At 70.1% G+C, this 26,292-nt stretch carries 23 protein-coding genes; 12 read left to right on the top strand and 11 right to left on the bottom strand.

Annotated features, from left to right (window positions below; all coding sequences use genetic code 11):
• Positions 1 to 20: 20 nt before the first annotated feature.
• Genes KAK06_RS16865 through yjgA form a run of 3 tightly spaced genes read right to left on the bottom strand, consistent with a single transcriptional unit; the run spans position 21 to position 2,807 of the window.
• The gene (locus tag KAK06_RS16865; RefSeq protein WP_210803307.1) at positions 21 to 1,637 is read right to left on the bottom strand and encodes a FecR domain-containing protein; all 1,617 of its coding nucleotides are present in this window, start codon (positions 1,635 to 1,637) and stop codon (positions 21 to 23) included.
• The gene (gene mog / locus KAK06_RS16860; protein WP_210803306.1) at positions 1,634 to 2,224 is read right to left on the bottom strand and encodes a molybdopterin adenylyltransferase; all 591 of its coding nucleotides are present in this window, start codon (positions 2,222 to 2,224) and stop codon (positions 1,634 to 1,636) included. Before mog ends, KAK06_RS16865 begins: the two co-directional genes overlap by 4 nt.
• Entirely contained in the window at positions 2,217 to 2,807 is a 591-nt protein-coding gene (yjgA, locus tag KAK06_RS16855; RefSeq protein WP_210803305.1) for a ribosome biogenesis factor YjgA, read from the bottom strand. The genes mog and yjgA overlap by 8 nt, the downstream gene beginning before the upstream one ends.
• A gap of 94 nt (positions 2,808 to 2,901) precedes the next feature.
• On the opposite strand from yjgA, the gene pmbA reads away from it, so the two are divergent.
• Together pmbA and KAK06_RS16845 are read left to right on the top strand one after the other, a co-directional pair.
• The gene (gene pmbA, locus KAK06_RS16850; RefSeq protein ID WP_210803304.1) at positions 2,902 to 4,272 is read left to right on the top strand and encodes a metalloprotease PmbA; all 1,371 of its coding nucleotides are present in this window, start codon (positions 2,902 to 2,904) and stop codon (positions 4,270 to 4,272) included.
• Positions 4,273 to 4,418: 146 nt separating this feature from the next.
• Positions 4,419 to 5,501 carry a TRAP transporter substrate-binding protein gene (locus tag KAK06_RS16845; RefSeq protein ID WP_210803303.1) on the top strand — a complete coding sequence of 361 codons (1,083 nt, stop codon included), beginning with the start codon at positions 4,419 to 4,421 and terminating at the stop codon, positions 5,499 to 5,501.
• A gap of 184 nt (positions 5,502 to 5,685) precedes the next feature.
• Here KAK06_RS16845 and KAK06_RS16840 read toward each other — a convergent pair whose 3' ends face one another.
• The 5 genes from KAK06_RS16840 to lysA form a co-directional block, all read right to left on the bottom strand.
• Complete coding sequence (locus KAK06_RS16840; RefSeq protein ID WP_210803375.1) at positions 5,686 to 7,401, bottom strand: TRAP transporter large permease; 1,716 nt, start codon at positions 7,399 to 7,401, stop codon at positions 5,686 to 5,688.
• The gene (locus tag KAK06_RS16835) at positions 7,401 to 7,994 is read right to left on the bottom strand and encodes a TRAP transporter small permease subunit (protein ID WP_210803302.1); all 594 of its coding nucleotides are present in this window, start codon (positions 7,992 to 7,994) and stop codon (positions 7,401 to 7,403) included. The genes KAK06_RS16840 and KAK06_RS16835 overlap by 1 nt, the downstream gene beginning before the upstream one ends.
• Before the next feature lie 192 nt (positions 7,995 to 8,186).
• A complete protein-coding gene (locus tag KAK06_RS16830) occupies positions 8,187 to 8,528 on the bottom strand; it encodes a protein tyrosine phosphatase family protein (protein ID WP_210803301.1) in 342 nt (113 codons plus the stop codon).
• A gap of 10 nt (positions 8,529 to 8,538) precedes the next feature.
• Complete coding sequence (locus tag KAK06_RS16825; protein ID WP_210803300.1) at positions 8,539 to 8,985, bottom strand: GatB/YqeY domain-containing protein; 447 nt, start codon at positions 8,983 to 8,985, stop codon at positions 8,539 to 8,541.
• Positions 8,986 to 9,037: 52 nt separating this feature from the next.
• Positions 9,038 to 10,276 carry a diaminopimelate decarboxylase gene (gene lysA / locus KAK06_RS16820; RefSeq protein ID WP_210803299.1) on the bottom strand — a complete coding sequence of 413 codons (1,239 nt, stop codon included), beginning with the start codon at positions 10,274 to 10,276 and terminating at the stop codon, positions 9,038 to 9,040.
• A 71-nt stretch (positions 10,277 to 10,347) separates the two neighbouring features.
• On the opposite strand from lysA, the gene KAK06_RS16815 reads away from it, so the two are divergent.
• A complete protein-coding gene (locus KAK06_RS16815) occupies positions 10,348 to 11,253 on the top strand; it encodes a LysR family transcriptional regulator (protein ID WP_210803298.1) in 906 nt (301 codons plus the stop codon).
• Between the two features lie 133 nt (positions 11,254 to 11,386).
• Here KAK06_RS16815 and rpsU read toward each other — a convergent pair whose 3' ends face one another.
• Positions 11,387 to 11,599 (bottom strand): 30S ribosomal protein S21, encoded by a 213-nt coding sequence (gene rpsU / locus KAK06_RS16810; RefSeq protein ID WP_009551973.1) that lies wholly within the window; start codon positions 11,597 to 11,599, stop codon positions 11,387 to 11,389.
• Between the two features lie 250 nt (positions 11,600 to 11,849).
• Between rpsU and KAK06_RS16805 the strand changes: the two genes are divergently transcribed.
• A complete protein-coding gene (locus KAK06_RS16805) occupies positions 11,850 to 12,698 on the top strand; it encodes a 3-hydroxybutyryl-CoA dehydrogenase (RefSeq protein ID WP_210803297.1) in 849 nt (282 codons plus the stop codon).
• Positions 12,699 to 12,701: 3 nt separating this feature from the next.
• On the opposite strand, the gene KAK06_RS16800 is transcribed toward KAK06_RS16805, so the two are convergent.
• Both KAK06_RS16800 and queF read right to left on the bottom strand, forming a co-directional pair.
• Positions 12,702 to 13,130, bottom strand: coding sequence for an SET domain-containing protein (locus tag KAK06_RS16800; protein ID WP_210803296.1), 429 nt, complete (start codon positions 13,128 to 13,130; stop codon positions 12,702 to 12,704).
• 14 nt (positions 13,131 to 13,144) lie between these two features.
• Positions 13,145 to 13,642, bottom strand: a complete 498-nt coding sequence (queF, locus tag KAK06_RS16795) for a preQ(1) synthase (RefSeq protein ID WP_210803295.1) — start codon at positions 13,640 to 13,642, stop codon at positions 13,145 to 13,147.
• Between the two features lie 228 nt (positions 13,643 to 13,870).
• On the opposite strand from queF, the gene KAK06_RS16790 reads away from it, so the two are divergent.
• From KAK06_RS16790 to KAK06_RS16755, 8 genes are all read left to right on the top strand, one after another.
• Positions 13,871 to 15,340 (top strand): DUF1800 domain-containing protein, encoded by a 1,470-nt coding sequence (locus KAK06_RS16790; RefSeq protein WP_210803294.1) that lies wholly within the window; start codon positions 13,871 to 13,873, stop codon positions 15,338 to 15,340.
• An 11-nt stretch (positions 15,341 to 15,351) separates the two neighbouring features.
• Positions 15,352 to 16,557: a DUF1501 domain-containing protein gene (locus KAK06_RS16785; protein ID WP_210803293.1), complete on the top strand. Its 1,206-nt coding sequence runs from the start codon at positions 15,352 to 15,354 to the stop codon at positions 16,555 to 16,557.
• A 187-nt stretch (positions 16,558 to 16,744) separates the two neighbouring features.
• The gene (smc, locus tag KAK06_RS16780) at positions 16,745 to 20,257 is read left to right on the top strand and encodes a chromosome segregation protein SMC (RefSeq protein ID WP_210803292.1); all 3,513 of its coding nucleotides are present in this window, start codon (positions 16,745 to 16,747) and stop codon (positions 20,255 to 20,257) included.
• Between the two features lie 16 nt (positions 20,258 to 20,273).
• Entirely contained in the window at positions 20,274 to 21,335 is a 1,062-nt protein-coding gene (locus tag KAK06_RS16775; RefSeq protein WP_210803291.1) for a cell division protein ZipA C-terminal FtsZ-binding domain-containing protein, read from the top strand.
• 93 nt (positions 21,336 to 21,428) lie between these two features.
• Positions 21,429 to 22,043: a c-type cytochrome gene (locus KAK06_RS16770; RefSeq protein WP_210803290.1), complete on the top strand. Its 615-nt coding sequence runs from the start codon at positions 21,429 to 21,431 to the stop codon at positions 22,041 to 22,043.
• Between the two features lie 27 nt (positions 22,044 to 22,070).
• Positions 22,071 to 24,167 (top strand): NAD-dependent DNA ligase LigA, encoded by a 2,097-nt coding sequence (gene ligA / locus KAK06_RS16765; RefSeq protein WP_210803289.1) that lies wholly within the window; start codon positions 22,071 to 22,073, stop codon positions 24,165 to 24,167.
• A 2-nt stretch (positions 24,168 to 24,169) separates the two neighbouring features.
• Positions 24,170 to 24,718: a peptide deformylase gene (gene def / locus KAK06_RS16760; protein ID WP_210803288.1), complete on the top strand. Its 549-nt coding sequence runs from the start codon at positions 24,170 to 24,172 to the stop codon at positions 24,716 to 24,718.
• 77 nt (positions 24,719 to 24,795) lie between these two features.
• Positions 24,796 to 26,292, top strand: a 1,497-nt coding sequence (locus KAK06_RS16755) for a DUF6600 domain-containing protein (RefSeq protein ID WP_210803287.1), incomplete at its 3' end; no start/stop codon positions are given.

Genomic DNA, 26,292 nt, shown 5'->3' with positions numbered 1-26,292 from the left:
CCGGCGCCGCCGGGCCACCGTCACAGTGCGAACAGCAGCGGCAGCAGCAGGCCCCAGGCGCCGCTCCAGTCGCGCGGCAGCTCGATCTTCTGCGTGCTGCTCCAGGGCGTGGTGAAGCCGTCGGGCTCGACCGTGCGGTAGCGGAAGTAGTAGGTGCCGGGCTGATCGGGCTTGGCCAGTTGCCAGCGCGGCTCGGCCAGGTTGGCCTCGGCCACGCGGGTGGCGAAGTCCGGCTCGCGCGAGAGCTGCACCTGCTGCTTGTCCTCGGGGCGGCCGCTCCAGGCCAGCGTCAAGGCGTGGCCGTCCAGCGCCAGGCTGGGCGGCGTGGGCAGCGCGCGCAGCTCGAAGGGCTGGGCGTCGCCCCAGGGGCCGGCGCTGCCATCGGCGCGCACACTGGCCAGGCGCCAGTAGACGATGCCGGGCTCGGCCAGCGTGAGCGTGGTGCGCGCGCCGGCCAGATCATCCAGCCGCTGCACACCGGTGGCGAAGGCTGGGTCGCGGGAGAGTTCGATGCGGTAGCGCGCGGCCTCGGTGTTCTCGGCCCAGTTCAGCGCGACTTCACCCACGCTGAGCTTGCCGCGGTGGACCGGCGACACCGCCGCGGGCGGCTCGGGGCGGGCGTGCAGCCGCACCTTCAGCTGGGCGTTGCGGCCCTCCAGGCCCTGCTCGTTGCTGCGGCGTACGCGCAGGTGCCAATCGCCGTCGGGCAGGCCGGTCAGGCGCACCTCGGCGCCTGCAGCGAAACGCTCGTCGCGCAGGATGCGGCTGAAGCCGGCGTCGGGCGCCACCTGCACACGCAGCGGCTGCTCTCCCGGCAGCTGGAAACGCAGCACCGGCCGCTCGAACAGCGTGGGCACCGGCGACAGGTCGGGCGCCGACGGCAGCGCCACCGGCGTGGCCGTGCGGCCGGGCTGCAGCGTGCTGCCGAAACCGGCGTCCAGCAGCACGCTGCTGGCGCCCACATCGGCTTGCACGCGGCCCTCCAGCACTTCGGCTGCGGAGCGATCGTCCTCGTGCCGCACCCGGTACTCGGTGCCGCGCACGCCGATCACCGCGGTGGGTGTGGTCACCTCCAGGGGCTTGGCGCGTTGCAGCTGGGTGGCCAGCACCTCCAGCGTGCCGCGCAGCAGGCGCATCGTGCCGGCGAACAGGCCCTCGTCCTCGGGCTGCCCGGGGCGCAGCAGGTAGCGCCGGCTTTCACTCAGCTCGCCCAGGCTCAGCGGCGCCAGCTGCAGGCGGCTGCCATCGGCCAGGATCAGCACGGCCGAGCTGTTGGCCGCCACGTCCAGGGCCTGGCCGGGCTGCACGGTGTCGCCCACCTGGGCGTCGCGGCCAGCCAGGCGCACGCGGCCTTCGATCGCGTCGATGCGGGCCGGGACCTGGGCCGAGCGCAGCAGGCGCAGCGGCATCTGCAGCACCTGACCGATCAGGATGCGGTTCGGGTCGGGCAGTCGGTTCAGGCGGGCCACCTCGGGCCAGGCCTGCGGGTTGATCAGGACATCGCGGCCCAGGCCGATCAAGGTGTCCTGCGGCTGCACGGTGTAGGGCAGCACCGCCTCGGCGGCCGACGCCGTCGTGCTGACGGCCAGCAGCAGCGCCGCCAGCGCGCCGGAGAAGCGGCGGCGGTTGGCGCTCATGCCCGCGGCGGCCGCTGGGCCGACTTGGGTCGGAAGGCCACGATCACCTCGGGATCGGTCTCGATGTAGGGGCCGCCAATCAGGTCGATGCAGTAGGGCACGGCGGCGAAGATGCCGGGCGCGGGCGGCTCGGCCCGGGGCAGGCCTTCCAGTGTCTCGGCGATGCTCTTGGGCTGGCCGGGCAGGTTGATGATCAGGCTGCGGCCGCGGATCACCGCCACCTGGCGCGACAGGATGGCCGTGGGCACGAAGCGCAGGCTGATGGCCCGCATCTGCTCGCCAAAGCCGGGCATCAGCCTGTCGGCCACGTCCATGGTGGCCTCGGGCGTGACGTCGCGCGGCGCCGGGCCGGTGCCGCCAGTGGTCAGCACCAGGTGGCAGCCGGCCTGGTCGACCAGTTCGGTCAGCGTGGCAGCGATCAGCGCACGCTCGTCGGGGATCAGGCGGGTTTCCCAGTCGATCGGGTTGGTCAGTGCGCGGCTGAGCCAGTCGCGCAGCGCCGGGATGCCCTTGTCCTCATAGGTGCCGCTGCTGGCCCGGTCGCTGATCGACACCAGGCCGACGCGCAGGCGGTCGGGCTCATTCATCGTCGCTCTCCTCGCTGTGCTCGGGGTCATCGGTGCCCGCATCGGTCTGGGCCAGGGCTTGCTTGATCAGCTGGAACAGCTCGCGGTAGGCGCGGCCGTGGCGCACGGCGCCGGTGGCGGTGTCGGGCTGCGCATCCTTGCGCGCGGCGCGCACCAGGCTGCGCAGCTGCTGGATGTCGGTGTCCGGGTGCTCGGCCAGCCAGCGCGGGAGGGCCTCGTCGTCGGCCAGCAACTGCTCGCGCCATCGCTCGGCGGTGTGCAGCGCCAGCGACTGGCGGGCACTGCCCAGGCGAAACTCGTCCACTGCGGCCTGCAGCGGCGCTGGATCGATTTGGCGCATCAGCTTGCCGATGTACTGCAGCTGGCGGCGCAGGCCTTCGTGCGAGCGGATGCGGCGGTAGTCGGCGATCGCGCCGGCCAGGGACTCGGGCAGGGCCAAGGCCTCCAGGCGCGAGGCGGGCAGTTCGCTCAGCGCGCGGCCCAGGGCCTGCAGGTCATGGCTCTGCCGCTTGAGTGCCGACTTGCTGGGGCGGGCGCTGAAGTCGTCGTCGGGGAGCTTGGGGTGGGCGGGCGCGGAGCGCATCAGGGAAGCCGACGGTCGGGCAATGTGGGTATGGCTATGATTGTCCCCGCAATTCTGACCGGGCGGCGTACCGTCCACGAGACCGAGCACCCCGATGACCGCCACCGCCTCCCAGGGCTTTGCCTTTGACCGTGAACAATTCCAGCAGATCGTGGAGGATGTGCTGACGATGGCGCGCCACCTGGGCGCCAGCGACGCCGGGGTGGAGGTGTCCGAAGGCGCCGGGCTGTCGGTGTCGGTGCGCCGCGGCGAGGTGGAGCATGTCGAGCGCAACCGCGACAAGTCGGTGGGCGTGTCGGTTTACCTGGGCCAGCGACGCGGCAATGCCAGCAGTTCCGACTTTTCGCGCCAGGCGCTGGAGCAGACGGTGCGCGCCGCCTACGACATCGCCCGCTTCACCGCCGAGGACCCGGCCGCCGGCCTGCCTGACGAGGCCGACATGGTCAGCCCCGACGAGGCCGCCCGCGATCTGGACCTGTTCCATCCCTGGGCGGTGGACGCCGAGGGCGCGGCGCGCCTGGCCCGGCGGGCCGAGGACGCGGCCTTTGCCGTCGACAAGCGCATCACCAACAGCGAAGGCGCGTCGGTGTCGGCGCAGCAGTCGCATTTCTGGGCGGGCAACAGCCGCGGTTTTCGTGGTGGCTATGCCAGCTCGCGCCACTCGCTGTCGGTGTCACCGATCGCCGGGAGGGGCGCCGGCATGGAGCGCGACTACTGGTACAGCTCCGAGCGCGACGCGCTGCAGCTGGCCTCGCCCGAGGCGGTGGGCCGCTACGCCGCCGAGCGCACGCTGGCGCGGCTGAAGGCGCGCAAGATCGCCACCTGCGAGGTGCCGGTGCTGTTCGAGAACACCGCGGCCGCCGGCCTGCTGGGCTCCTTTGTGCAGGCCGTCAGCGGCGGCGCGCTCTACCGCAAGGCCAGCTTCCTGGTCGACAGCCTGGGTCAGCCGGTCTGGGCCGACCACATCGACATCCACGAGGACCCGCTGCAGCCGCGCGGCAAGGCCAGCGCGCCCTTCGACGACGAAGGCGTGCGCACGCGGGCCCGGCGCGTGGTCGAGGCCGGCGTGGTGCAGGGCTATTTCCTGTCCAGCTATTCGGCCCGCAAGCTGGGCATGAAGACCACCGGCCATGCCGGCGGCTCGCAGAACCTGCGCCTGTCCAGCCGCCTCACCCAGGCCGGTGATCACCTCGACGAGATGCTGCGCAAGCTGGGCCGCGGCCTGTTCGTGACCGACCTGATGGGCCAGGGTGTGAATCCGGTGACCGGCGACTATTCGCGCGGCGCGGCCGGCTACTGGGTCGAGGGTGGGCGCATCGTCCACCCGGTGCACGAGATCACCATCGCCGGCAACCTGCGGCAGATGCTGCGGGACGTGGTGGCGGTGGGCGCCGATGCCTTCACGCTGGGCGGCAAGACCATCGGTTCGGTGCTGCTGCAACGCATGAAAGTGGCAGGTAGCTGAGCGCTGTTCCGGCCGGTCCGGAAATTTCTTCCTGTCGGGCCGACGCGGCTCGGGGGAAACCCGCCGCAGGGCGGTGAGGACCCACTCCTAGAATCCTTCGACCGACCCTCTTTCCGCGGTCGCTCACTTCTGAGGAGTTCACCTACATGGAACGTCGTTCCTTTGTCCGTGGTGCCGGCCTGGCTGGCGTGCTCGCGGCGGGTACCGCCCCCGCGATCGTCCACGCGCAGGCCCAGATCCGCTGGCGCCTGGCCTCGAGCTTTCCCAAGTCGCTCGACACCATCTTTGGCGCCGCCGACGTGTTCGCCAAGAAGGTCTCCGAGATGTCTGGCGGCAAGTTCCAGATCTCGGTGCACGCCGGTGGTGAGCTGATGCCGGCCTTTGGCGTCGTCGATGGCGTGCAGAACGGCACCGTCGAGATGGCCCACACCGCGCCGTACTACTTCTTCGGCAAGGACGAGACCTTCGCCCTGGGCTGCGCCATTCCCTTCGGCCTGAACAGCCGTCAGATGACCGCGTGGATGGTTGAGGGCAACGGCCTGAAGCTGATGCGCGAGTTCTACAAGGGCTTCAACATCGTCAACTTCCCCGGTGGCAACACCGGTGCCCAGATGGGCGGCTGGTACCGCAAGCCGGTCGCCTCGCTGGCCGACATGAAGGGCCTGAAGTTCCGCGTCGGCGGCTTCGCCGGCAAGGTGGTGGAGCGTCTGGGTGGCGTGCCGCAGAACATCCCCGGTGGCGAGATCTACCAGTCGCTGGAAAAGGGCACGATCGACGCCGCCGAGTGGGTCGGTCCGTACGACGACCAGAAGCTGGGCTTCAACAAGGTGGCCCCGAACTACGCCTACCCGGGCTGGTGGGAAGGTGGTCCGCAGCTGGACTTCTTCGTCAACAACAAGGCCTATGATGCCCTGAGCGCCGAGTACAAGGCCATCATCGAGTGCGCTGCTGCCAATGCGCATGTCGACATGCAGGCCAAGTACGACGCCCGCAACCCGGCCGCCCTGCGCCAGCTGGTGGCCGGTGGCACCAAGCTGTTCCGCTTCCCGAAGGACGTGATGGAAGCGGCCTTCAAGGAGTCGATGGCGCTCTACAGCGACATTTCTGCCAAGAACCCGAACTGGAAGAAGGTCTACGACGACTACGCCAAGTTCCGCGCCGAGCAGAACCTGTGGTTCCGCTTCGCGGAAGCCGGCTTCGACGACTTCATGCAGCAGCAAAAGCTCTGAGTCCGGTCGCCGCCGAGCGGCGGCGCTCCAGCCCGAAGGGCCCTGTGCGATGCACGGGGCCTTTTTTCTTGTTCGCACCGTGCCTGGTGCGAAGCCGCGATAGGCATGAAAAAAGCCCGCGACGCCATGGCGCTCGCGGGCCCCGAGGGCGCCGGCCGGTGCAGCACCGGCCGGTGCGCCTGGATCACTTCTTGAAGGCGTCCATCGGATCGGGCTCCTTGCCGCCCTGCGGGGCGCTGGCCGGCGTGCCGAACAAGGCGTTCATGTCGACCTCCTTGTCGTTGCCGTTGTCCGCCGGCTGCGCCTCGATGACCACGTTGCTGGTGTCCAGATCCGCCTTCTTGTCCAGGCCGCCCGACACCAGGTTGGGGAAGGCGATGATCAGGCCGACCATGATGATCTGGATGATCACGAAAGGCACCGAACCCCAGTAGATCTGGCCGGTGGTGACCGGGGCGATCTCGGCATTCGTGACCTTGTCCTTGTACTTGTCGATCGGCGCCACGCTGCGCAGGTAGAACAGCGCGAAGCCGAAGGGCGGGTGCATGAACGAGGTCTGCATGTTCACCGCCAGCAGCACGCCGAACCAGACCAGGTCGATGCCCAGCTTCTCGGCCACCGGGCCCAGCAGCGGCACCACGATGAAGGACAGCTCGAAGAAGTCCAGGAAGAAGGCCAGCACGAAGATCAGGATGTTCACCACGATCAGGAAGCCGATCTGGCCGCCCGGCAAGCTGGTCAACAGGTGCTCCACCCAGATCGGGCCGTCCACAGCCTGGAAGCTCAGGCTGAAGACCGTGGAGCCCAGCAGGATGAACAGCACGAAGCACGACAGCTTCATCGTCGAGTCCATTGCCTGCTTCATCAGGTGCATCGACAGCCGGCGACGCGAGATCGCCATCACCAGCGCGCCGACGGCGCCCATCGCTCCGCCTTCGGTCGGGGTGGCAATGCCCAGGAAGATCGTGCCCAGCACCAGGAAGATCAGGGCCAGCGGCGGGATCAACACGAAGGTGACGCGTTCGGCCATCTTCGACAGCAGGTTCATGCCGGTCAGCTTGTTGATCACCGCCAGCGTGAACGCCACCGCGACGCCCACACACATCGACAGGACGATCAGCTCGTCGGTGGGCATGGTGTCAGGGCGGGTCTTGGCGAAGGCCACCGCGGCGGCCACTGACAGACCGGTCACCACGCCCAGCGAGCGCAGGCCGGAGCTGCCATCCGCTTCGCGGATCGTGCGGGCCTCCGGGGGCAGGGCAGGCGTCCAGTGGGGACGGAACAGTGCCACCAGGACAATGAACCCGACGTACAGGCCGGTCAGCACGAAGCCAGGCAGGAAGGCGCCCTTGTAGAGGTCACCGACCGAGCGGCCAAGCTGGTCGGCCATGATGATCAGCACCAGCGAGGGAGGGATGATCTGCGCCAGCGTGCCCGAGGCGGCGATGACGCCCGAGGCGATGCGCCGGTCGTAGCCGTAGCGCAGCATGATGGGCAGCGAGATCAGGCCCATCGAGATCACCGAGGCCGCCACCACGCCGGTGGTGGCCGCCAGCATCGCGCCGACGAAGATCACCGCAAAGGCCAGGCCGCCGCGGATCGGGCCGAACAGCTGGCCGATGGTGTCCAGCAGGTCCTCGGCCATCCCGGATCGCTCCAGGATCAGGCCCATGAAGGTGAAGAACGGGATCGCCAGCAGCGTGTCGTTCTGCATGATGCCGAACACCCGCAGCGGCAGCGCCTGCATCAGCGAGGCGGGCAGGATGCCCAGCTCGATGCCGATCAGCCCGAAGAACAGGCCGGCCGCGGCGAGCGAGAACGCCACCGAGAAGCCCATCAGCAGGAAGACGATCAGGCCCGCGAACATCACGGGCGCCATGTTGTGCGTCAGGAACTCGATCACTTCGCGGCTCCTTCTTCACGGGCACGGATGACTTCAGCCAGTTCTTCCTCGGCCGACTTCTGCTGGTGGCGCTTGGTCGGGTCGTCGATCAGGCCTTGCAGGAAGGCAAAGCGCTTGATCAGCTCGGACACGCCCTGCAGGCCCAGCAGCGTGAAGCCGATCGGCACCAGCGCATACACCGGCCAGCGCACCAGGCCGCCGGCGTTGCTCGACATCTCGCCAGTGACATAGGCCTTGATGACCAGCGGCGTCACCAGCGTGATGACCGCGATCACGAAGGGGAACAGGAAGACGATGATGCCGAAGATCTCGACCTTGATCTGAGTGCGCTTGGAGAACTTGCCCAGGATGACGTCGATCTTGACGTGCTCCTGGCGCATCATGGTGTAGCCCGCCGCCAGCAGGAAGACGGCGGCGAACAGGTACCACTGGATCTCGAGAAAGGCGTTCGAGCCGATGCTGAAGGCCTTGCGGACCACGGCGTTGCCGGCGCTGATCAGCACCGCGGCCAGAACCAGCCAGGAGGTCCAGCGGCCGACGCGCTCGCTGAGCGCGTCGATCAGCTTGGAGAGCTTGAGAAGTGCCGTCACGGTGACTCCATCGTTGGGCATGACAAACAAAGCGCCGCGCCGACTTTTGGCCGGCGTGGCGCGGGTGGCGAGACTGTAGCGGCTCGGCCCCGATCAGAGCGCACCGTGCCGGTGCCGATCAGGGGAAACGCTGAGCTTTTGGGGCTGAAAAGTTTTCAGCTGCGACCGGAAAAAAATGTCACGCGCAGACGCTCACAGGCTGATCGCCTGTTGGTACAGCCGGGTCGAGCGTGCACCCGAGCGGCAAAAGCACAGCAGCGGTCGCGGCAGCTCCGCCAGCAGCGCGGCGAAGGCGGCGATCTCTTCGGGCGACTGGTAGCCCCCAGCCACCGGCAGGTGGCGGTAGACCAGACCGGCCGCCTCAGCCGCCGCCTGGACCGCGGCGCTGGTGGGTTGGTCGGGGCCATGCTCGAAGTCGGGGCGGTTGTTGACCACCGCCTTGAAGCCCAGGCGGGCGGCCTCGGCCATGGCCTCGGGGCTGAGTTGCGGGGCGACGCAGACGTCGGCGGCGATCTGTTGCAGCGGCAGGTTCACGGCAGCTTCCTCACTTCGACAGCGCGGCCTTGACGGCGGCCGAGACCAGACCCATGTCGGCCTTGCCGGCCAGCTGCGCCTTCACGGCGCCCATCACCTTGCCCATGTCGCCTGGGCCGGCGGCGCCGACCTCGGCCACGATGCGCGCCACCTCGGCGGTGATCTCGTCGGCCGTCAGGCGCACCGGCAGGTAGGCTTCCAGCACGGTGATCTCGGCGGCTTCCTTGGCGGCCAGGTCCTCGCGGGCGGCCTGCTGGTAGGCGGCCACCGAGTCCTTGCGCTGCTTGATCAGCTTGTCGACCAGGCCGATCACCATGGCGTCGTCCAGTGTCACGCGCTCGTCGACTTCCTTCTGCTTGCAGGCGGCCAGCAGCATGCGGATGGTGGACAGGCGCTCGGCCTCCTTGGCCCGCATGGCGGCCTTCATGTCCTCGGTGATGCGGTCTTTCAGACTCATGGTGGGGGATGGGTTGGCTGCGAAACCCGCGGATTGTCGCAAACCCCGCCGATCAGGTGGCTTCCAGGGCCAGCAGCTCGTCCACGGTCTGGCGGCGGCGGATCAGCCGCACGGTGTCGCCATCGACCAGCACCTCGGCGGCCAGCGGACGGCTGTTGTAGTTGCTGGACATGGAGGCGCCGTAGGCGCCGGCATCGTGCAGCACCAGCAGGTCGCCCACGCGGGCCTCGGGCAGCGCGCGTTTGAGCACCATACCGCCTTCGCCCTGGGTAAAGACATCGCCCGATTCGCACAGCGGGCCGGCCACCACGGTGTCGATCGTGGCGCGTGGCGTACCGTCCAGGGCGATCAGGCTCATGCCGTGGAAGGCGCCGTACATGGACGGGCGCATCAGGTCGGAGAAGCCGGCATCGACCAGGGTGAAGCGGTTGGCGCCCATGGGTTTGCAGGCGCGCACCTCGCTGAGCAGCACGCCGCTTTCGGCCACCAGGTAGCGACCGGGCTCGATCTCGAGGTGCACCGCGTGGCCCAGGTGGGCGGCCACGGCCTGGCGGGCGGCGTCCCACAGGCTGAAGTAGTGGGCGGTGTCGATGCGCGCATCGCCATCGCGGTAGGGGATGGACAGGCCGCCGCCAGCCGAGATGGCCTGCAGGTCGCAGCCCGCGCGCCGGACCAGGTCGACCATCGCCTGGCAGACCTGCTGCAGATGACCGTAATCCACACCCGAGCCGATGTGCATGTGCAGGCCCACCAACTGCAGGCCATGCTGGCGCACCGCGGCCAGCGCGGCGTCCAGCTCGGCATGCCAGATGCCGTGCTTGCTGTGCTCGCCGCCGGTGTTGGTCTTCTGGCTGTGGCCGTGGCCGAAGCCGGGGTTGATGCGCAGCCACACGCGGTGGCCGGGCGACGCGGCGCCCAGTTGGTGCAGCATGTCGATCGAGCCCGCGTTCACCGGCACGCGGTGTTCCACCACCGTGGCCAGCGTGGCCGGGTCGAACAGGTCGGCGGTGAAGACGATGCCGCTGGCGCCGCAGGGCGCGTCGGCGGCGGTATAGCCGGCGGCCAGGGCGCGCAGGATCTCGCCGCGTGACACCGCATCGACCACCACACCCTGCTCGCGCATCAGGCGCAGCAGGTGGGTGTTGGAGTTGGCCTTCTGGGCGAAGCGGATGGTGTCGAAGGCGCGCAGGTCGGCGATGCGCTGGCGGATGGTGGCGGCGTCGTAGACCCACAGCGGGGTGCCGTGCTGGCGCGCGAGGGCGCGCAGCGTGTCGTCGGTGAACGGGTTCATGGGGCGGGATCGTGCCGGAAACAATTCATATTGCAAAATACTGATTCGTCATCCAGCCATTCATTGCTGATATGCATTTGACCCACCGCCAGGTCGAGGTCTTCCGCGCCGTCATGGGCACCGGCCATGTCACCCGCGCGGCCGAGCTGCTGCACACCTCGCAGCCCACGGTCAGCCGCGAGCTGGCGCGGCTGGAGCAGGTGCTGGGCTATGCGCTGTTCGACCGCGTGCGCGGCCGCCTGCACCCCACGCCGCGGGCGCTGGCGCTGCTGGACGAGGTGACCACGTCCTACGTGGGCCTGGAGCGGATTGCCGCCACCGCCGAGGCGCTGAAGCACTTTGCCCAGGGCCGGCTGCAGCTGGCCAGCCTGCCGGCGCTGGCCCATGCGCTGGTGCCTGAGGCGCTGGCGGACTTTGCGGCCGGGCAGCCCCAGGCGCGGGTGAGCCTGGAGAGCCTGGAGTCGCCGCTGCTGGAGTCGGCGCTGGCCGAGCAGCGCTACGACCTGGGCCTGGTCGAGCGCCGCGAGGCGCCGGCCGCCTGCACCTTGCAGACCCTGCTGGTGGCCGACGAGGTGGCGGTGCTGCCGGCCGGGCACCCGCTGGCGGCTCGGGCGCGGCTGGCACCGGCCGATTTCGCGGACCAGGCCTTCGTCAGCCTGGCCCCGACCGACCCGTACCGCCAACAGGTCGATGCACTGTTCGCCCAGGCCGGCATCGCCCGCGAACTGCGCCTGGACACGCCCAGCGCAGTCTCGGTCTGCGCGCTGGTGCGCCAGGGCCTGGGGGTGGGCATCGTCAACCCGCTGACGGCGCTGGCAATGGCGGGCCCGGCGCTGGTGGTGCGGCCGCTCGCCGTGTCGATCCCCTTCCACGTGGCGATGGTGCGGCCCGACTGGCGGGCCGTGCATCCGCTGCGGGCCGCGCTGGAAGCCTCCCTGATCGCTGCGGCCGAGCGGCTGCAGCGGCGCCTGGCCTGAGCCCGTCTGGTGGTGCGGGGCCGATGGGGTCGGTGAAGATCCGATCCGTTCAACCGGGCACCCTTGGCAGGCAGACACAAAAAAACCCGCAGCGGCGTCCCGCGGCGGGTTTTTCAGGGGAGGCGACTGACGATCAGTACAGCTTCTTGGGCAGCTGCATGCTGCGCACGCGCTTGTAGTGGCGCTTGACGGCGGCGGCCTTCTTGCGCTTGCGCTCCGACGTGGGCTTCTCGTAGAACTCGCGGGCGCGCAGTTCGGTCAGCAGGCCGAGCTTTTCGATGGTGCGCTTGAAACGGCGCAGGGCGACGTCGAAAGGCTCGTTTTCCTTGACACGGATGGTGGTCATTGAGGGAGGTTTCCTAGGGGTTTTGCGCTCGGTGTCCGGCGCCGGCCGGTGAAGACTCCTCTTGAGGAGCCCGCACATGTTCCGGAACGTTGGCCGGGGCTGGATCGACACGCGTTTGCCAGCAAAGACTGCGATTCTATGCCATTTTGAACTGGCTGGGCAAATCGCCGTGATGTCAGCCGCCTGACATCCGGCGCTGGGTAGACTGCGTCATCCGCAATCTTCTCCCCGTCCAGGCGGGGCACAGACCATGAGCATTCAGACAGTGGGCGTCGTCGGCGCCGGCACCATGGGCAACGGCATCGCGCAGGCCTGCGCGGTGGTGGGCATCGACGTGGTGATGGTGGACATCAGCGAGCAGGCCGTGGCCAAGGGCCTGGCCACCGTGGCCGGCAGCCTGGACCGCCTGATCAAGAAGGACAAGATGACCGAGGCCGAGAAGGCCGCGGCGCTGGCCCGCATCCAGGGCAGCACCGACTACGCCGCGCTGACCCGCGCGCAGCTGGTGATCGAGGCCGCCACCGAGAACGAGGCGCTGAAGGTCAAGATCCTGCAGCAGCTCGATGGCCTGCTGCCGGCCGAGACCCTGGTGGCCACCAACACCAGCTCGATCAGCATCACCAAGCTGGCCGCCGCCACGCAGCGCGCCGACCGCTTCATCGGCATGCACTTCTTCACCCCGGTGCCGATGATGGCGCTGGTGGAGATCATCCGCGGTCTGCAGACCAGCGATGCCACCCATGACGCGGTCAAGGCCATGGCGCTGCGCCTGGGCAAGCAGCCGATCACGGTGAAGAACGCGCCCGGCTTCGTGGTCAACCGCATCCTGGTGCCGATGATCAACGAGGCCTTCTTCGTGCTGGCCGAGGGCCTGGCCACGCCTGAGGAGATCGACGCCGGCATGAAGCTGGGCTGCAACCACCCGATCGGCCCGCTGGCGTTGGCCGACATGGTGGGCCTGGACGTGTGCCTGGCGGTGATGAACGTGTACTTCGAGGAGTTCGCCGACTCCAAGTACCGTCCTTGCCCGCTGCTCAAGGAGATGGTGGCCGCCGGTTGGCTGGGCCGCAAGACGGGCCGCGGCGTCTACACCTACTGAGGCCTACAGCCGGCCGACGCAGCCGGGCGCGCCGCAGCGGCAGGTCAGCCGGCCCTCGTGGTGCGTCTCGCCGTAGTTGACGGTGATTTCCTCGCCGGGGGTGATGTCGCGCAGCGCGTAGAACTCGATGCGGCCGTCGCGGATCGTCAGCCGGCCATTGGGCTGGCAGCTGTGGTTGGTGAAGCGCATGGGGTCGGTGGACGAGGCCAGATCGACCGCCGATTTGTGGCTGACCTCGACAATCATGATGCGCGCCAGCGTGGCGGCACGGCGGCGTGCCTCAGCCACGCTGATCGACTCGCCGCGCACCTCGCCGATCTTGTGGCCGCGCCGCGCCGGCTCAAGTGCGAAGACGCCGTAGCCGTCGATCGGGCTGCGGCGCACCGCCACATCCACCTTCTGGTAGGGCTGGCGAACGAAGAGGGCGCCCATGGCCGTGCGCCGGGTCAGAGTCCGGTGGCGGTCGGCAGGTGTGGTGCCGGAATGATCGTGTCGCCCTTCCAGCCCTTCTTGCGGTGCTCGGCCACCACATTGGTGTAGATGCCGCCGCGCACGTACCAGCGCGCGGTGATGCGGGCATAGCGCGGTTTCGTGGTGGCGACGATGGTCGACAGGATGTCGTTGGTCACCTTCTCGTGGAAAGCGCCCTCGTGGCGGAAGCTCCACATGTACATCTTCAGGCTCTTGAGCTCCACGCAGAGCTGGTCGGCGACCATGTCGATCGTGAAATGCGCGAAATCGGGCTGACCGGTCAGCGGGCAGTGGCAGGTGAACTCGGGCACCTGGAACTGGATCACATAGTCGCGCTCGGGCGCCGGGTTGGGGAAGACGTGCAGTTCCTTGCTGGGCGCGCTGGGCGGGTTCGGCGGCAGCGGACGCTGCTGCGGCGCATCGGTCTGGGCGCTGCGGGCGGGCTTCTTCGGGGCGGCGGAGGTGCGGGCCATGGTGGGCTGTCGTGCTCGGTCAGGGAAAGGGCGGATGCTACCATCGCCGCTCACCATGTGCAGGCCAGCGTTTGTTGATTAGTCCAAATAAATCAACAACTTAGCTTGATTTTGGGGTGTCGCGGCGGCTGGTGACCGAGGTCGTCCGGGTGCTTTGCAATACTTGACCTGGCGCCGGGTCAACCGCGATGCCCGCTGCGCCGTGAGAGACGTCGGAGGAATGCCCAGATGGCCACCAACTTTGCCGCTTACATTGCCGCCTTCCGCTTCGGCCTGGGCGAGGCCTCGCTGGAGGTCGTCGGCGCCGACCCGCGGGCCTGGCTGCTGTCCCAGGTCGGACCGGCCGACCCGCCGGCTGGCACCGTGCGCAACGCCGAGGATGTGCTGGCCGACCGCAAGCGCATCCACAAGCTGGCGCGCGAGCTCAAGCGCAGCAGCAAGGACGCCCCCAGCCGGATGGCGCCCGACCAGCCCGACGGCGAGATGGCGCCGGCCAAGGCGCCCAAGAAGGTGGTGCGCGCCTCGGAAGCCGGCAAGGGCAGCGTCGACCTGAACCGGGCCACCCGCGAGGACCGCCATGTCCGCGTGCGCACGGCGCTGGCCACCGGCCGGCCCTTTGCCGAGCATCTGGTGTGGTTCTGGGCCAATCACTTCACTGTCTCGGCAGCCAAGGGCAAGGCGCGGGGCCTGGTGGGCAGCTTCGAGCGCGACGCCATCCGTCCTCACATCGCCGGCACCTTTGAGGCCATGCTGCGTGCCAGCACCGTCCATCCGGCGATGCTGCAGTACCTGGACAACCAGCGGTCGGCCGGCCCCAACTCGCCGCAGGTCAAGCGCGCCCGGGCCGGCCTGGGCGACGACAAGGCCGGCAACAGGCTGCTGGGTCTGAACGAGAACCTCGCGCGCGAGGTGATGGAGCTGCACACCCTGGGCGTGGCGCGCACTGACGGCAGCGCGGCCTACACCCAGGCCGACGTCACCGCGATGGCCGCCGTGCTCACGGGCTGGCGACCGCCGCTGGAGGCCACCGGCCGGCGCGCCCACCCGATCTTCGACGCCGGCTGGCACGAGCCCGGCAGCAAGCAGGTGATGGGCCGCACGCTGCCCGAAGGCCCCGGCGCACTGGACGAGGCGCTGCACCTGCTGGCCACCCACCCGTCCACGGCGCGCCATGTCTGCGCCCGCATGGCCAGGCACTTCGTGGCCGATGAGCCGCCGCCGGCCCTGGTCGAGCGCATGGTCAGCGCCTGGCAGCGCAGTGGCGGCCAGCTGGCCCAGGTCACCCAGGCCATGGTCACCGCGCCCGAGGCCTGGGTGGCCACGGCCGCCAAGCTGCGCACGCCGGAAGAATTCGCGGTCTGCAGCCTGCGCATGCTGGGCCAGAACAGCGAGTCGGTGGCCGTGTCGGCCGATGCCGGCATCGTGGGCATGGGCCAGGAGATCCAGTCGGCGCCGTCGCCGGCCGGCTGGCCCGAGCGCTCCGAGGAGTGGCTGGGCCCCGAGGCGATGTGGACCCGCGTGGAATGGGCCCAGCAGCTGGCCCGCCGCGTCGGTGGCCAGCAGGATGCGCGCAGCATCGCCCGCCAGGCGCTGGGCGACGGCCTGTCCGAGCGCACGGCCCGCCAGCTGAGCCAGGCAGCCGATGGCGAACAGGCCCTGACCATGCTGTTGCTGGCCCCCGAGATCCAGCGCCGCTGAGGAGCACGACGATGAACCACGACGACTTGCCGCTGAACAGCCTGTCCCGCCGCCGCTGGCTGGGGGGCGTGGCCGCCCTGGCCTCCACGATGGCCTGCCCCAGCCTGGTGATGGCCGGTGCAGCGGGGCCCGATGATCCGCGCATGGTGCTGGTCATCCTGCGTGGCGGGATGGACGGCCTGGCCGCGGTGCCTGCGCTGGGCGACCCCGACTTCCAATCGGCCCGCGGGCCGATGGCCCAGTTCGGCCGCCCGACGCTGCCGCTGGACCAGGGCTTTGCGCTGCACCCCGAGCTGGCCAAGCTGCACGAGGCCTACCGGGCCGGCGAGCTGACCGTGGTCCACGCGGTGGCCCAGGCCTACCGCGAGCGCTCGCACTTCGACGGCCAGCAACTGCTGGAGTCTGGCGGCCTGCAGCCCTACACGCTGCGTGACGGCTGGCTCGGCCGCGCGCTGAAGGTGGGTGGCCTGCGCAAGGGCCTGGCGATCGGCAATGCCGTGCCATTGGTGCTGCGCGGTGCCGCCGGCGTGGACACCTGGGCGCCGTCGGCCTTGCCCGACCCGCCCACCGAACTGCTTGAGCGGCTGCGCATGCTCTATGCCGACGACAAGGAGCTGCTCGCGGCGCTGACGCGCGCGCAATCGCTGCGCGACGACGCTGCTGGCGGCATGGCCTCGGTCGATGCGCGCAAGGGCGGGCACGACGCCTTCCGCACGCTGGCCAAGCGCGCCGCCGAGTTCCTGTCGCAGCCCAACGGCCCGCAGATCGCGGTGCTGGAGCTGGGTGGCTGGGATTCGCACACCAATGCGGTGTCGCCCACCGGTCGCCTGGCGCACAACTTCAGTGTGCTCGACGCCGGTTTGGGACAGTTGCGCGAGACCCTGCAGGCCTCGTCGGCCTGGCGCCGCACGGTGGTGGTCGCGGCCACCGAGTTCGGCCGCACCGTGGCCACCAATGGCACGCAGGGCACCGACCACGGCACTGCCAGCGCAGCCTTCGTGCTGGGTGGCGCCGTGAAGGGCGGGCGCGTGCTGACCGACTGGCCCGGCCTGGCCGCGGCGCAGCTGCACGAGCGGCGCGACCTGCGCCCGACCACCGACCTGCGCGCCGTCTTCAAGGGCGTGCTGGCCGACCACCTGCGCGTGCCCAGCCAGGCGCTGTCGCAGCAGGTGTTCCCGGACAGCGCGGCGATCGCGCCGCTGCGCTTGATCGCCTGATGCCCGGGCCTGCGCCTGGGCCCGCACGCCGCCTGGCGCGGCGGGCCGCGGTGGTATCATCCGGGCCTTCCGGGCCACCCCGCGGTGGTTGAATTGTCTAAATAAATCAATGACTTAGAGCGACGGCTCGGTCGCTGCCAGGGCTTGCATGGCGAGGCCGGCCGGCCTGCCGTTCACGTCTTGTTTCATGCGGCTCAACCAGATCAAGCTCTCCGGCTTCAAGTCGTTCGCCGAGCCCACCACCTTCCAGCTGCCAGGCCAGCGCGTCGGCGTGGTGGGCCCCAATGGCTGCGGCAAGTCCAACATCATGGACGCGGTGCGCTGGGTGCTGGGCGAGAGCAAGGCCAGCGAGCTGCGTGGCGAGTCCATGCAGGACGTCATCTTCAATGGCTCCGGCAACCGCAAGCCGGCCAGCCGCGCCAGCGTGGAGCTGGTCTTCAGCAACGAGGATGGCCGCGCGGGCGGCAGCTGGAACCAGTACAGCGAGATCGCCGTCAAGCGCGTGCTCACGCGCGACGGCGCCAGCAGCTACTACATCAACAACCAGCCGGTGCGCCGGCGTGACGTGCAGGACGTGTTCCTGGGCACCGGCCTGGGCCCGCGCGCCTACGCCATCATCGGCCAGGGCACGATCAGCCGCATCATCGAGTCAAAACCCGAGGAACTGCGCTTGTTCCTCGAAGAGGCTGCCGGCGTCTCCAAGTACAAGGAGCGCCGCCGCGAGACCGAGAACCGGCTGAAGGACACGCGCGAGAACCTCACCCGCGTGGAAGACATCCTGCGCGAGCTGGGCAGCAACCTCGACAAGCTTGAGCGCCAGGCCGAGGTGGCCGCGCAGTACCGCGGCCTGCAGGAGCAGGGCACGCTGAAGCTGCACCAGCTGTGGTTCCTGAAGCACCGCGACGCGGCGGCCGAGGAAGAGCGCGTCAAGCTGGCCGCGCTGGAAGCCACCAACGCGCTGGAGTCGCGCCTGGCCGAGCTGCGGCATGTCGAAGCCGATCTGGAAACCATCCGCCAGGCCCACTACGCCGCCAGTGACGCGCTGCACGCGCGCCAGGGCGACCTGGCGCAGGCGCAGCTGGAGGTGAGCCGGCTGGAGGAGCGCATCCGCTATGTCGTGGAAGGTCGCCAGCGCGCCCAGGCCCGGCTGGCCGAGCTGGTGGCGCAGAACGCCCAGTGGACTGAGCGCCGCGCCGAGGCCGAGGCCGAGCTCGAATCCATCGCCGAGCAGATCGCCGCCGCCGAGGAACAGGCCGAGGTGCTGGCTGCGCAGGCCGAGGAAGAAGCCCTGAACGCGCCGACCCATGAGGACGCGGTGCGCGCCGCCCAGGCCCGCGCCAATGAGCAGCGCCAGCAGGTGGCCCAGGTCCAGCAGCAGATCCAGCTGCTGGCCGCCGAGAGCCGCAACATCGACGAGCAGATGAAGGGCCTGCGCGGCCGCCGCGAGCGCCTGGCCACCGAGCGCCAGGGCCTGGCCACGCCCGACCTGGACAAGCTGGCCGCATTGCGCGAGGACAGCGCCGCCGCCGACGAGCTGCAGGCCGAGGCCGAGGCCCGCGCCCAGTCGCTGGGCGATGAAGTGCCGCAGCTCGATGAGCGCCGTCGCGCCCAGCAGGACCTGGTCAACCGCGAGTCGGCCCGCCAGGCGGACCTGAGCGCCCGTCTGGAGGCGCTGCGTGCGCTGCAGGAGAAGGTGCAGACCGAGGGCAAACTCAAGCCCTGGCTGGCCAAGCACGGGCTGCAGGACCTGCCGGGCCTGTGGACCAAGATCCACATCGAGGCCGGCTGGGAAGTGGCGCTCGAATCCGCGTTGCGTGAGCGCATGAATGCGCTGGCGGTGGGACGGCTCGACATCGTGCGCGCCTTCGCGGCCGATGCGCCGCCAGCCAAGCTGGCCTTCTATTCGCCGCCGGCCGCGGGCATCCAGAACACCCACCAAACGCTGCCGCGCCTGTCCGAATTGCTGCGCCTGAACGACGCCGGCCTGTCGGCGCTGCTGGGCGACTGGCTCGAGGGCGTCTACACCGCCGACAGCCTGGACACCGCACTGGCGCAGCGCGGGCAGCTGACCCACGGCGAGGTCATCATGACCCGCGAGGGCCATGCGGTCTCGCCGTTTGCGGTGGGCTTCTACGCCCCCGATTCCGAGCAGGCCGGCCTGCTGGCGCGGGCGCAGGAGATCGAGAACCTGGAGCGCGAGTCGCGTGCCCAGCATCTGCTGGCCGATGAGGCCCGCACCGGGCTGGTCCGTGTCGAGGCCGCGTTCACCGAGGCTTCGTCGCGCCTGGCCCAGGCCCGGCGCGAGGCCACTGAGGCGCAAACCCGCGCCCACCAGTTGCAGGTTGAGCTGCTGCGCTTGTCGCAGCAGGCCGAGGCCTCGTCGGCGCGCCGCGGCCAGCTCGATGAGGAACTGGCCGAAGTCGACGCCCAGTTGGACGAGCTGGCCGAGCGCCGCGCCACCGGCGAGGGCCGCTTCGAGGCGCTGGACCTGCAACTGGCCGACACCCAGGAGCGCCATGCGCAACTGGACGAAGGCGTGATCGAGGCTGAGCGCCGCCTGGCTGGTGCGCGCGAGCAACTGCGCTCGCTGGAGCGCCAGGCGCAGGAGGCGCAGTTCCAGGCCCGTGCGCTGTCGGCCCGGCGTGGCGAGCTGCAGCGCCAGGTCGAGACCGCCGCCCAGCAGGTGCGCACCAACGAACAAGCCGGTGAACAGCTGCAGCTGGAGCTGGGTGCCTTTGACGACCAGGCCGCTCAGGCTGGCCTGCAGGACGCGCTGGCGCTGCAGGCCGAGAAGGCCGAGATCCTGGGCGCCGCCCGCAGCGAGTACGACGACCTCAGCGCCAAGCTGCGCGCTGCCGATGAGCAGCGCCTGCAGTTCGAGCGCAGCCTGGACCCGCTGCGCGAACAGATCACCAAGCTGCAGCTGGAACAGCAGGCCGCCAGCCTGGGCGGTGCCCAGTACCTGGAGCAGCTCACCGCCGCCGAGGTGGACCTGGCCGCCTTGGCCCAGAACATCGCCGACCACCACGTCAAGCTGTGGGGCCTGCAAGGCGAGATCGACCGCATCAACCGTGAGATTGCGGCGCTGGGTGCGGTCAACCTGGCGGCGCTGGATGAGCTGACGGCGGCGCGCGAGCGCAAGACCTTCCTGGACGCGCAGAACGCCGACCTGATCGACGCCATCACCACGCTGGAAGACGCGATCCACAAGATCGACCTGGAAACCCGCGACCTGCTGATGACCACCTTCAACCAGGTCAACGAGGGCTTCGGGCGCATGTTCCCCAGCCTGTTCGGCGGCGGCCAGGCCAAGCTGATCATGACCGGCGACGAGGTGCTCGACGCGGGCGTGCAGGTGATGGCGCAGCCGCCGGGCAAGAAGAACAGCACCATCCATCTGCTGTCGGGCGGCGAGAAGGCGCTCACCGCGATCGCCCTGGTGTTCGCGATCTTCCTGCTCAACCCGGCGCCGTTCTGCCTGCTCGACGAGGTGGACGCGCCGCTGGATGACGCCAACACCGAGCGCTACGCGCGGTTGGTCAGCGAGATGTCCCAGGGCACGCAGTTCCTGTTCATCTCGCACAACAAGATCGCGATGGAGATGGCCGAGCAACTGATCGGCGTGACGATGCAGGAGCAGGGCGTGTCGCGCATCGTGGCGGTGGACATGGAAGCCGCCGTCGGCATGGTCGAGGGATGACAGGAAGAGGCGGGCAATGAATCTGACCGTGGCACTGGCCATCCTGGCCGGCGTGGTGTTGCTGGGCGTGGTGGTGCATGGCGCCTGGACGACGCGCCGTGCCGGCCCGCGCCAGGCGCAGGCCGTGGACACCGCTGAGCCTGCCCACCGGCTGGAGCCCACGCTGGGCGGCGTCGACGGTGCGCCAGTGTCACTCGGCGGCGAGCCGGTGGTCGGCCTGCCTGATCCATTGCGCACCGCGGTGGCCGCACGCCGCGCCGCACGCATCGATGCCTTGATCGACGCCATCGCCACCGTCGCGCCTGACGCTCCGGTCAGCGGCGAGATGGCACTGCAGCACCTGCCCACCACCCGCCGCGCCGGCTCCAAGCCCTTCCACATCGAGGGCCTGGACAGCGAAACCGGTGACTGGGAACAGCCGCAGGCCGGCCACCGCTACACCGAGTTCCAGGCCGCGGTGCAACTGGCCAACCGCCACGGCGCGCTCAACGAGATCGAGTACTCCGAGTTCGTTCAGAAGGTGCAGGCCTTCGCCGACGCGGTGGGCGCGATGCCCGACTTTCCCGACATGCTCGATGCCGTGGCGCGCGCCCGCGAGCTGGACACCTTCTCCAGCGCCCACGATGCCCAGCTGACCGCGGTGCTGCGTGCCAATTCGGTGGCCTGGAGCGTGGGCTACCTGCAGCAGTGCGCCGGCCGCCATGGTTTCGTGCCGGGCGTGGTGCCGGGCCGGCTGGTCCTGCCCTCCACCGAGGAAGGGGCGCCGCCGGTGCTGGTCCTGGCCTTCGACCACCAGGCCGCGCTGGCCGAGGACCCGGGCGAGGCCGCGCTGCGCGAGGTCACGCTGAGCCTGGACGTGCCGCAGACGCCCGAGGGCGCCGAGCCCTTTGCCGCCTGGCAGGAGCAGGCCCGCCGTCTGGCCGATGACCTGGACGCCACGCTGGTGGATGACCAGGGCCAGCCGATCACGCTGCACGCCTTTGCAGCGATCGGCGCTGAGCTGCTGCGCCTGTACCGCGCGCTGGAATCGCGCGACCTGGCTGCTGGCAGCCTGGCGGCGCGACGCCTGTTCAGTTGACGCCGCGCAGACCGGCGGCATGAGGCCGGCCGGTGATGGCGGGCGTCTCTGTATCATCTCGTATCTACACTGCCTGCCCGTACGGAGGCCCACATGCATCGTTGGGACATGCGCGCGCTGCGGCGACGCGCCCTGGGTCTGTTTGCCTGCCTGAGCGTCAGCGCGGCGTTGGCGCAGACCGCCGCGCCCGACGCCAAGGCCCTGGAGCGAGGGGCCAGGCTGATCGGCTTTTGCGCCAACTGCCACGGCGCCAACGGCAACTCCACCGCGCCCGAGATTCCCAACCTGGCGGGGCAGAACCCGGCCTACCTGGAAGAGCAGATGCGGCGCTTCGTCGATGGCCGCCGCAAGGACCCGTTCATGAGCGGCCTGATCAAGGCGATGAGCCCCGCCGAGCGCGCCGATGCCGTGGCCTACCTCGCGGCCCAGACCATGCAGCCCAGCGCGCCCCCGGCGCCAGCAGCCCAGATTGCCGAAGGCCGCAGCTACTACGCCAAGGTGTGCTTTCGCTGCCATGGTGAGCAGGCCCGGGGAGATGCCACCGTGCCGCGCCTGGCCGGCCAGCAGCCCGGCTACGTCGTCAAGAGCCTGAAGCGCTACCGCGACGGCACCGGCGAGCGGCTGGAGCCGGTGATGGCGGCCAACACGAAGATGATGAGCGACGCGCAGATCCAGGCCGTCGCCGCCTACGTGGCGAGCCTGCGATGAGGCGATCGGCTGCGTACACTCGCAGCCATGTCCCAGACGCCTGATCTTTTCGGCCCCAGCCCCGCCGAGCAGGCGGCTGCGCTGCGCGCGCAGCTGCACCACCACGCCCACCGCTACTACGTGCTGGATGCGCCGGAGATTCCCGACGCCGAATACGACCGTCTGTTTCAGGCGCTGCAGGCGCTGGAGGCCCAGCATCCCGAGCTGCTGACGCCCGACTCGCCCACGCAGCGCGTGATCGGCCGGGTGCTCGATGGCTTCGCGCCGGTGCGCCACGCGGTGCCGATGCTCAGCATCCGCACCGAGACCGACACCACGCCCGCCGGCGCCGAGGCCTTTGACGCCCGCGTGCGGCGCGAGCTGGCACTGCCTGAGGACGCGGTGGCCATCAGGTACGCCGCCGAGCTGAAGTTCGACGGCCTGGCGATCAACCTGCGCTACGAGCGCGGCGTGCTGGTCCAGGCAGCCACCCGCGGTGACGGCGAAACCGGCGAAGACGTCACGCAGAACATCCGCACCGTCAACCAGATTCCCCTGCGCCTGCGCGGCACCGAGCCCCCAGTGCTGGAAGTGCGCGGCGAGGTCTACATGCGCCGTGACGATTTCGAGGCGCTCAACGAGCGCCAGCGCGGCCTGATGGCGGCCGGCGCGAAAAACGAGAAGACCTTTGTCAACCCGCGCAATGCCGCGGCCGGCGCGGTGCGGCAGCTCGATCCGGCGATCGCCGCGAAGCGCCCCTTGAGCTTCTTTGCCTACGGCCTGGGCGAGGTGCAGGGCTGGGAGGTGCCCGCCACCCACCACGGCCTGCTGGACGCCCTGGCGGCGCTGGGCCTGCCGGTGTGTGAGCACCGCGCCGTGGTCGAGGGCGCGGCCGGGTTGTCGGCTTTCCACCAGCGCATCGGCGCGCTGCGAGACAGCCTGCCGTTTGATATCGACGGCGTGGTCTACAAGGTGGACGACCGCGCGCTGCAGGAACGACTGGGCTTCGTCACGCGCGAGCCGCGCTGGGCGGTGGCGCACAAGTACCCGGCCCAGGAGCAGATGACGCGCCTGCTGGACATCGACATCCAGGTCGGCCGCACCGGCAAGCTCACGCCGGTGGCCAAGCTGGAGCCGGTGTTCGTGGGCGGCACCACCGTCAGCAATGCCACGCTGCACAACGAGGACGAGGCCCGGCGCAAGGACGTGCGGGTGGGCGACACCGTGATCGTGCGCCGTGCCGGCGACGTGATCCCCGAGGTGGTGGGCGTGGTGCTGGAGCGCCGCCCGGCCGACGTGGGCGAGCCCTTCGACCTGTACCAGCGCCTGCAGGGCCGCTGCCCGGTGTGCGCCAGCCCGATCGAGCGCGAGGAGGGCAGCGCCGACTGGCGCTGCACCGGCGGCCTGACCTGCCCGGCGCAGCGCAAGCAGGCGCTGCTGCACTTCGCCGGCCGCCGGGCGATGGACATCGAGGGCCTGGGCGACAAGTTGGTCGACCAGCTCGTGGATGCCGGCATCGTCCAGGCCGTGCCCGACCTCTACAAGCTGGGTTTCACCGCGCTGGCCGCGATGGAGCGCATGGGCGAGAAATCGGCGCAGAACCTGCTGGCCGGCATCGAGAAGAGCAAGTCCACCACGCTGGGCCGCTTCCTGTTCGCGCTGGGCATCCGCCAGGTGGGCGAGGCCACGGCCAAGGATCTGGCGCGCCACTTCGGCACGATCGATCGGCTGATGGACGCACGGGTGGAGGAACTGCTGGAGGTCAACGACGTCGGACCGATCGTGGCCGAGAGCATCCGCCATTTCTTCGACCAGCCGCTGCACCGCGAGGTGGTCGAGCAGTTGCGCGCCGCCGGTGTCCACTGGCCCGACGAGCAAGGCACCGCCAGCGACGCGCCGCGACCGCTGCTGGGCAAGGTGCTGGTGCTGACCGGCACGCTGCCCACGCTGGGCCGCGACGAAGCCAAGGACCTGATCGAGGCCGCGGGCGGCAAGGTCAGCGGCTCGGTGTCGAAGAAGACGACCTGGGTGGTGGCCGGCGAGGAGGCCGGCTCCAAGCTGGACAAGGCGCGCGATCTGGGCGTGCCGGTGATCGATGAGGCCGGCCTGCGCGCGCTGCTGGCCGGTGATGGGCAGGAGACCTGACGATGGCCGTGCGAGAGATCCTGAGAATGGGCGACCCGCGTCTGCTGCGTGTGGCGCAGCCGGTGACCGCCTTTGACACGCCCGAGCTGCATGCGCTGGTGGCCGACATGGAAGAGACCATGGCGGCCGCCCGCGGCGCCGGGCTGGCCGCGCCGCAGATCGGCGTGGACCTGCAGCTGGTGATCTTTGGCGTCGAGCGCAGCGAGCGCTACCCGGATGCGCCCGCCGTGCCACGCACCGTGCTGCTCAACCCGGTGATCACGCCGCTGCCCGGGCCTGGTGGCGCGCCGGACGAGGAGGAGGGCTGGGAAGGCTGCCTCAGTGTGCCCGGCCTGCGCGGCGTGGTGCCGCGCCACCGCCGCATCCGCTACCGCGGGGTCGACCTGGCCGGTCGGCCGATCGAGCGCGAGGCCGAGGGCTTCCACGCCCGCGTGGTGCAGCACGAATGCGACCACCTGATCGGCCGCCTGTACCCCACGCGGATGCGCGATCTGACGAAGCTGGGCTTCACCAGCGTGCTGTTTCCGGGCCTGGACGACGCCGACGACTGAATGTGACCGGGCGCAACGCTGTCAGCCGCGTTGCCGCTGGGGGCGTTGATGTCCCTGGAGGCTTGATGACCATGTCCATGCAACTGATTGTTCGCACCCGTGCCGGCCGCTGGCTGGCGGTGGGTGTTCTGGCCCTGACCGGCCTGGCCGCCCAGGCCATGGACGACCCGCCCGGGCGCGTTGGCCGGGTGGCTGACGTGCAGGGCCGCGCCTGGCTGCAGGAGGCCGGGCAGGGCGAATGGATCGATGGCCTGCGCAACCGCCCGCTGACCAGCGGCGACCGCCTGTCCACCGACCGCGATGGCCGCCTGGACCTGCAGATCGGCTCCACCGCGCTGCAACTGGGTGCCGGCAGCGAGCTGCAGGTGCTGCGCCTGGACGACGACCGCATCGAGCTGATGCTGGTGGCCGGCAGCCTGGGCCTGCGCGTGCAGGAGCCCGAGGTGGCGCGCGAGATCGAGCTGCGTGCCGGCGACTACCGCTTCCTGCCGGTGGCACCCGGTGCCTACCGCATTGATCAGGACAGCCGCAGCAGCCATGGTGGCGTTGGGTCGGCGGGCGAACTGGCCTTTGAGTCGCGCGACGCGCAACTGAACCTGCGCGCCGGACAGCGCGCCGAGTTCTGGCATGACCCAGCCGACGGTCGTACGCATTACAGCTGGTCCACGCTGCCGGCCGATGGCTTGGCCGCCTGGCTGCAGCAACCGGTGTGGGCGCCGGAGCGCCGTGCCGAGTCGCGCTATGTGTCGCCCGAGATGACCGGTGCCGACGATCTGGACCGCTACGGCCGCTGGGCCGAACACCCTGAATACGGCGCGCTGTGGACGCCGTCCACCGTGGTGGCCGGCTGGGCGCCGTACCGCTACGGCCGCTGGGCCTGGGTCTCGCCCTGGGGCTGGACTTGGGTGGATGACGCGCCCTGGGGCTTTGCGCCCTTCCACTACGGCCGCTGGGTCTTCTGGGGCGGCCGCTGGGCCTGGGCGCCGGGCCGCTACGTGCGCCGCCCGGCCTATGCGCCGGCGATGGTGGCCTGGGTGGGCAGTCCGGGGGTGAGCGTCAGCGTGCACATCGGTCCGCAGGTGGGCTGGGTGCCCCTGGCGCCGCGCGAGGTGTATTACCCGGCCTATCGCTACTCGCCGCGCTACCTGGAGCACGTCAACCAGCCCTATGTCCACGGTCGTCCGCTGCCGCCGCAGCCGCCACGTGAGCCCGTCATGTACACCAACCGCGGCGTGCCCGGTGGCGTGACGATGGTGCCGTCCAACGCGCTGCAGCAGCGCCAGACGGTGGCCGTGATGCAGCACCGCCTGGACGATCACCAGGTGCAGCGAGTGGTGCAGAGCCAGCCCACCCGTGCCCTGCCGGCCGTGGCGCCGCCGGCGCCCCAGGGCGCGGTCCAGGCACCCCGCGTGCTGCCCACGGCCTCGCCAGCGCTGGCCCAGCCGCGCTCGCCGGCCCAGCGCACGCTGCCGGGTGCGGCGGTGCGGCCCGAGATCGAGCCCGACGGCAACAGCCGCCGCGACCTTCCCCCGCGCATGGCCGTGCCGCAGGCGCCGGCGCGGGCCGAGGCGCCG

Origin of the sequence: Ideonella aquatica (assembly GCF_018069755.1) — a bacterium.
Taxonomy (GTDB): Bacteria; Pseudomonadota; Gammaproteobacteria; order Burkholderiales; family Burkholderiaceae_C; genus Ideonella; species Ideonella aquatica.
Note: the sequence above shows the minus strand (reverse complement) of the source record. Positions and strands in the feature narration are given on the sequence as shown.

Bases quoted from the DNA above. Each gene is read 5' to 3' on its own strand.
- KAK06_RS16775 (WP_210803291.1), top strand. From the start codon at position 20,274: ATGAATCTGACCGTGGCACTGGCCATCCTGGCCGGCGTGGTGTTGCTG.
- ligA (WP_210803289.1), top strand. From the start codon at position 22,071: ATGTCCCAGACGCCTGATCTTTTCGGCCCCAGCCCCGCCGAGCAGGCG.
- KAK06_RS16770 (WP_210803290.1), top strand. From the start codon at position 21,429: ATGCATCGTTGGGACATGCGCGCGCTGCGGCGACGCGCCCTGGGTCTG.
- mog (WP_210803306.1), bottom strand. From the start codon at position 2,224: ATGAATGAGCCCGACCGCCTGCGCGTCGGCCTGGTGTCGATCAGCGAC.
- KAK06_RS16865 (WP_210803307.1), bottom strand. From the start codon at position 1,637: ATGAGCGCCAACCGCCGCCGCTTCTCCGGCGCGCTGGCGGCGCTGCTG.
- rpsU (WP_009551973.1), bottom strand. From the start codon at position 11,599: ATGACCACCATCCGTGTCAAGGAAAACGAGCCTTTCGACGTCGCCCTG.
- pmbA (WP_210803304.1), top strand. From the start codon at position 2,902: ATGACCGCCACCGCCTCCCAGGGCTTTGCCTTTGACCGTGAACAATTC.
- yjgA (WP_210803305.1), bottom strand. From the start codon at position 2,807: ATGCGCTCCGCGCCCGCCCACCCCAAGCTCCCCGACGACGACTTCAGC.
- KAK06_RS16785 (WP_210803293.1), top strand. From the start codon at position 15,352: ATGAACCACGACGACTTGCCGCTGAACAGCCTGTCCCGCCGCCGCTGG.
- def (WP_210803288.1), top strand. From the start codon at position 24,170: ATGGCCGTGCGAGAGATCCTGAGAATGGGCGACCCGCGTCTGCTGCGT.
- KAK06_RS16790 (WP_210803294.1), top strand. From the start codon at position 13,871: ATGGCCACCAACTTTGCCGCTTACATTGCCGCCTTCCGCTTCGGCCTG.
- KAK06_RS16815 (WP_210803298.1), top strand. From the start codon at position 10,348: ATGCATTTGACCCACCGCCAGGTCGAGGTCTTCCGCGCCGTCATGGGC.
- smc (WP_210803292.1), top strand. From the start codon at position 16,745: ATGCGGCTCAACCAGATCAAGCTCTCCGGCTTCAAGTCGTTCGCCGAG.
- KAK06_RS16800 (WP_210803296.1), bottom strand. From the start codon at position 13,130: ATGGGCGCCCTCTTCGTTCGCCAGCCCTACCAGAAGGTGGATGTGGCG.
- lysA (WP_210803299.1), bottom strand. From the start codon at position 10,276: ATGAACCCGTTCACCGACGACACGCTGCGCGCCCTCGCGCGCCAGCAC.
- queF (WP_210803295.1), bottom strand. From the start codon at position 13,642: ATGGCCCGCACCTCCGCCGCCCCGAAGAAGCCCGCCCGCAGCGCCCAG.
- KAK06_RS16845 (WP_210803303.1), top strand. From the start codon at position 4,419: ATGGAACGTCGTTCCTTTGTCCGTGGTGCCGGCCTGGCTGGCGTGCTC.
- KAK06_RS16825 (WP_210803300.1), bottom strand. From the start codon at position 8,985: ATGAGTCTGAAAGACCGCATCACCGAGGACATGAAGGCCGCCATGCGG.
- KAK06_RS16805 (WP_210803297.1), top strand. From the start codon at position 11,850: ATGAGCATTCAGACAGTGGGCGTCGTCGGCGCCGGCACCATGGGCAAC.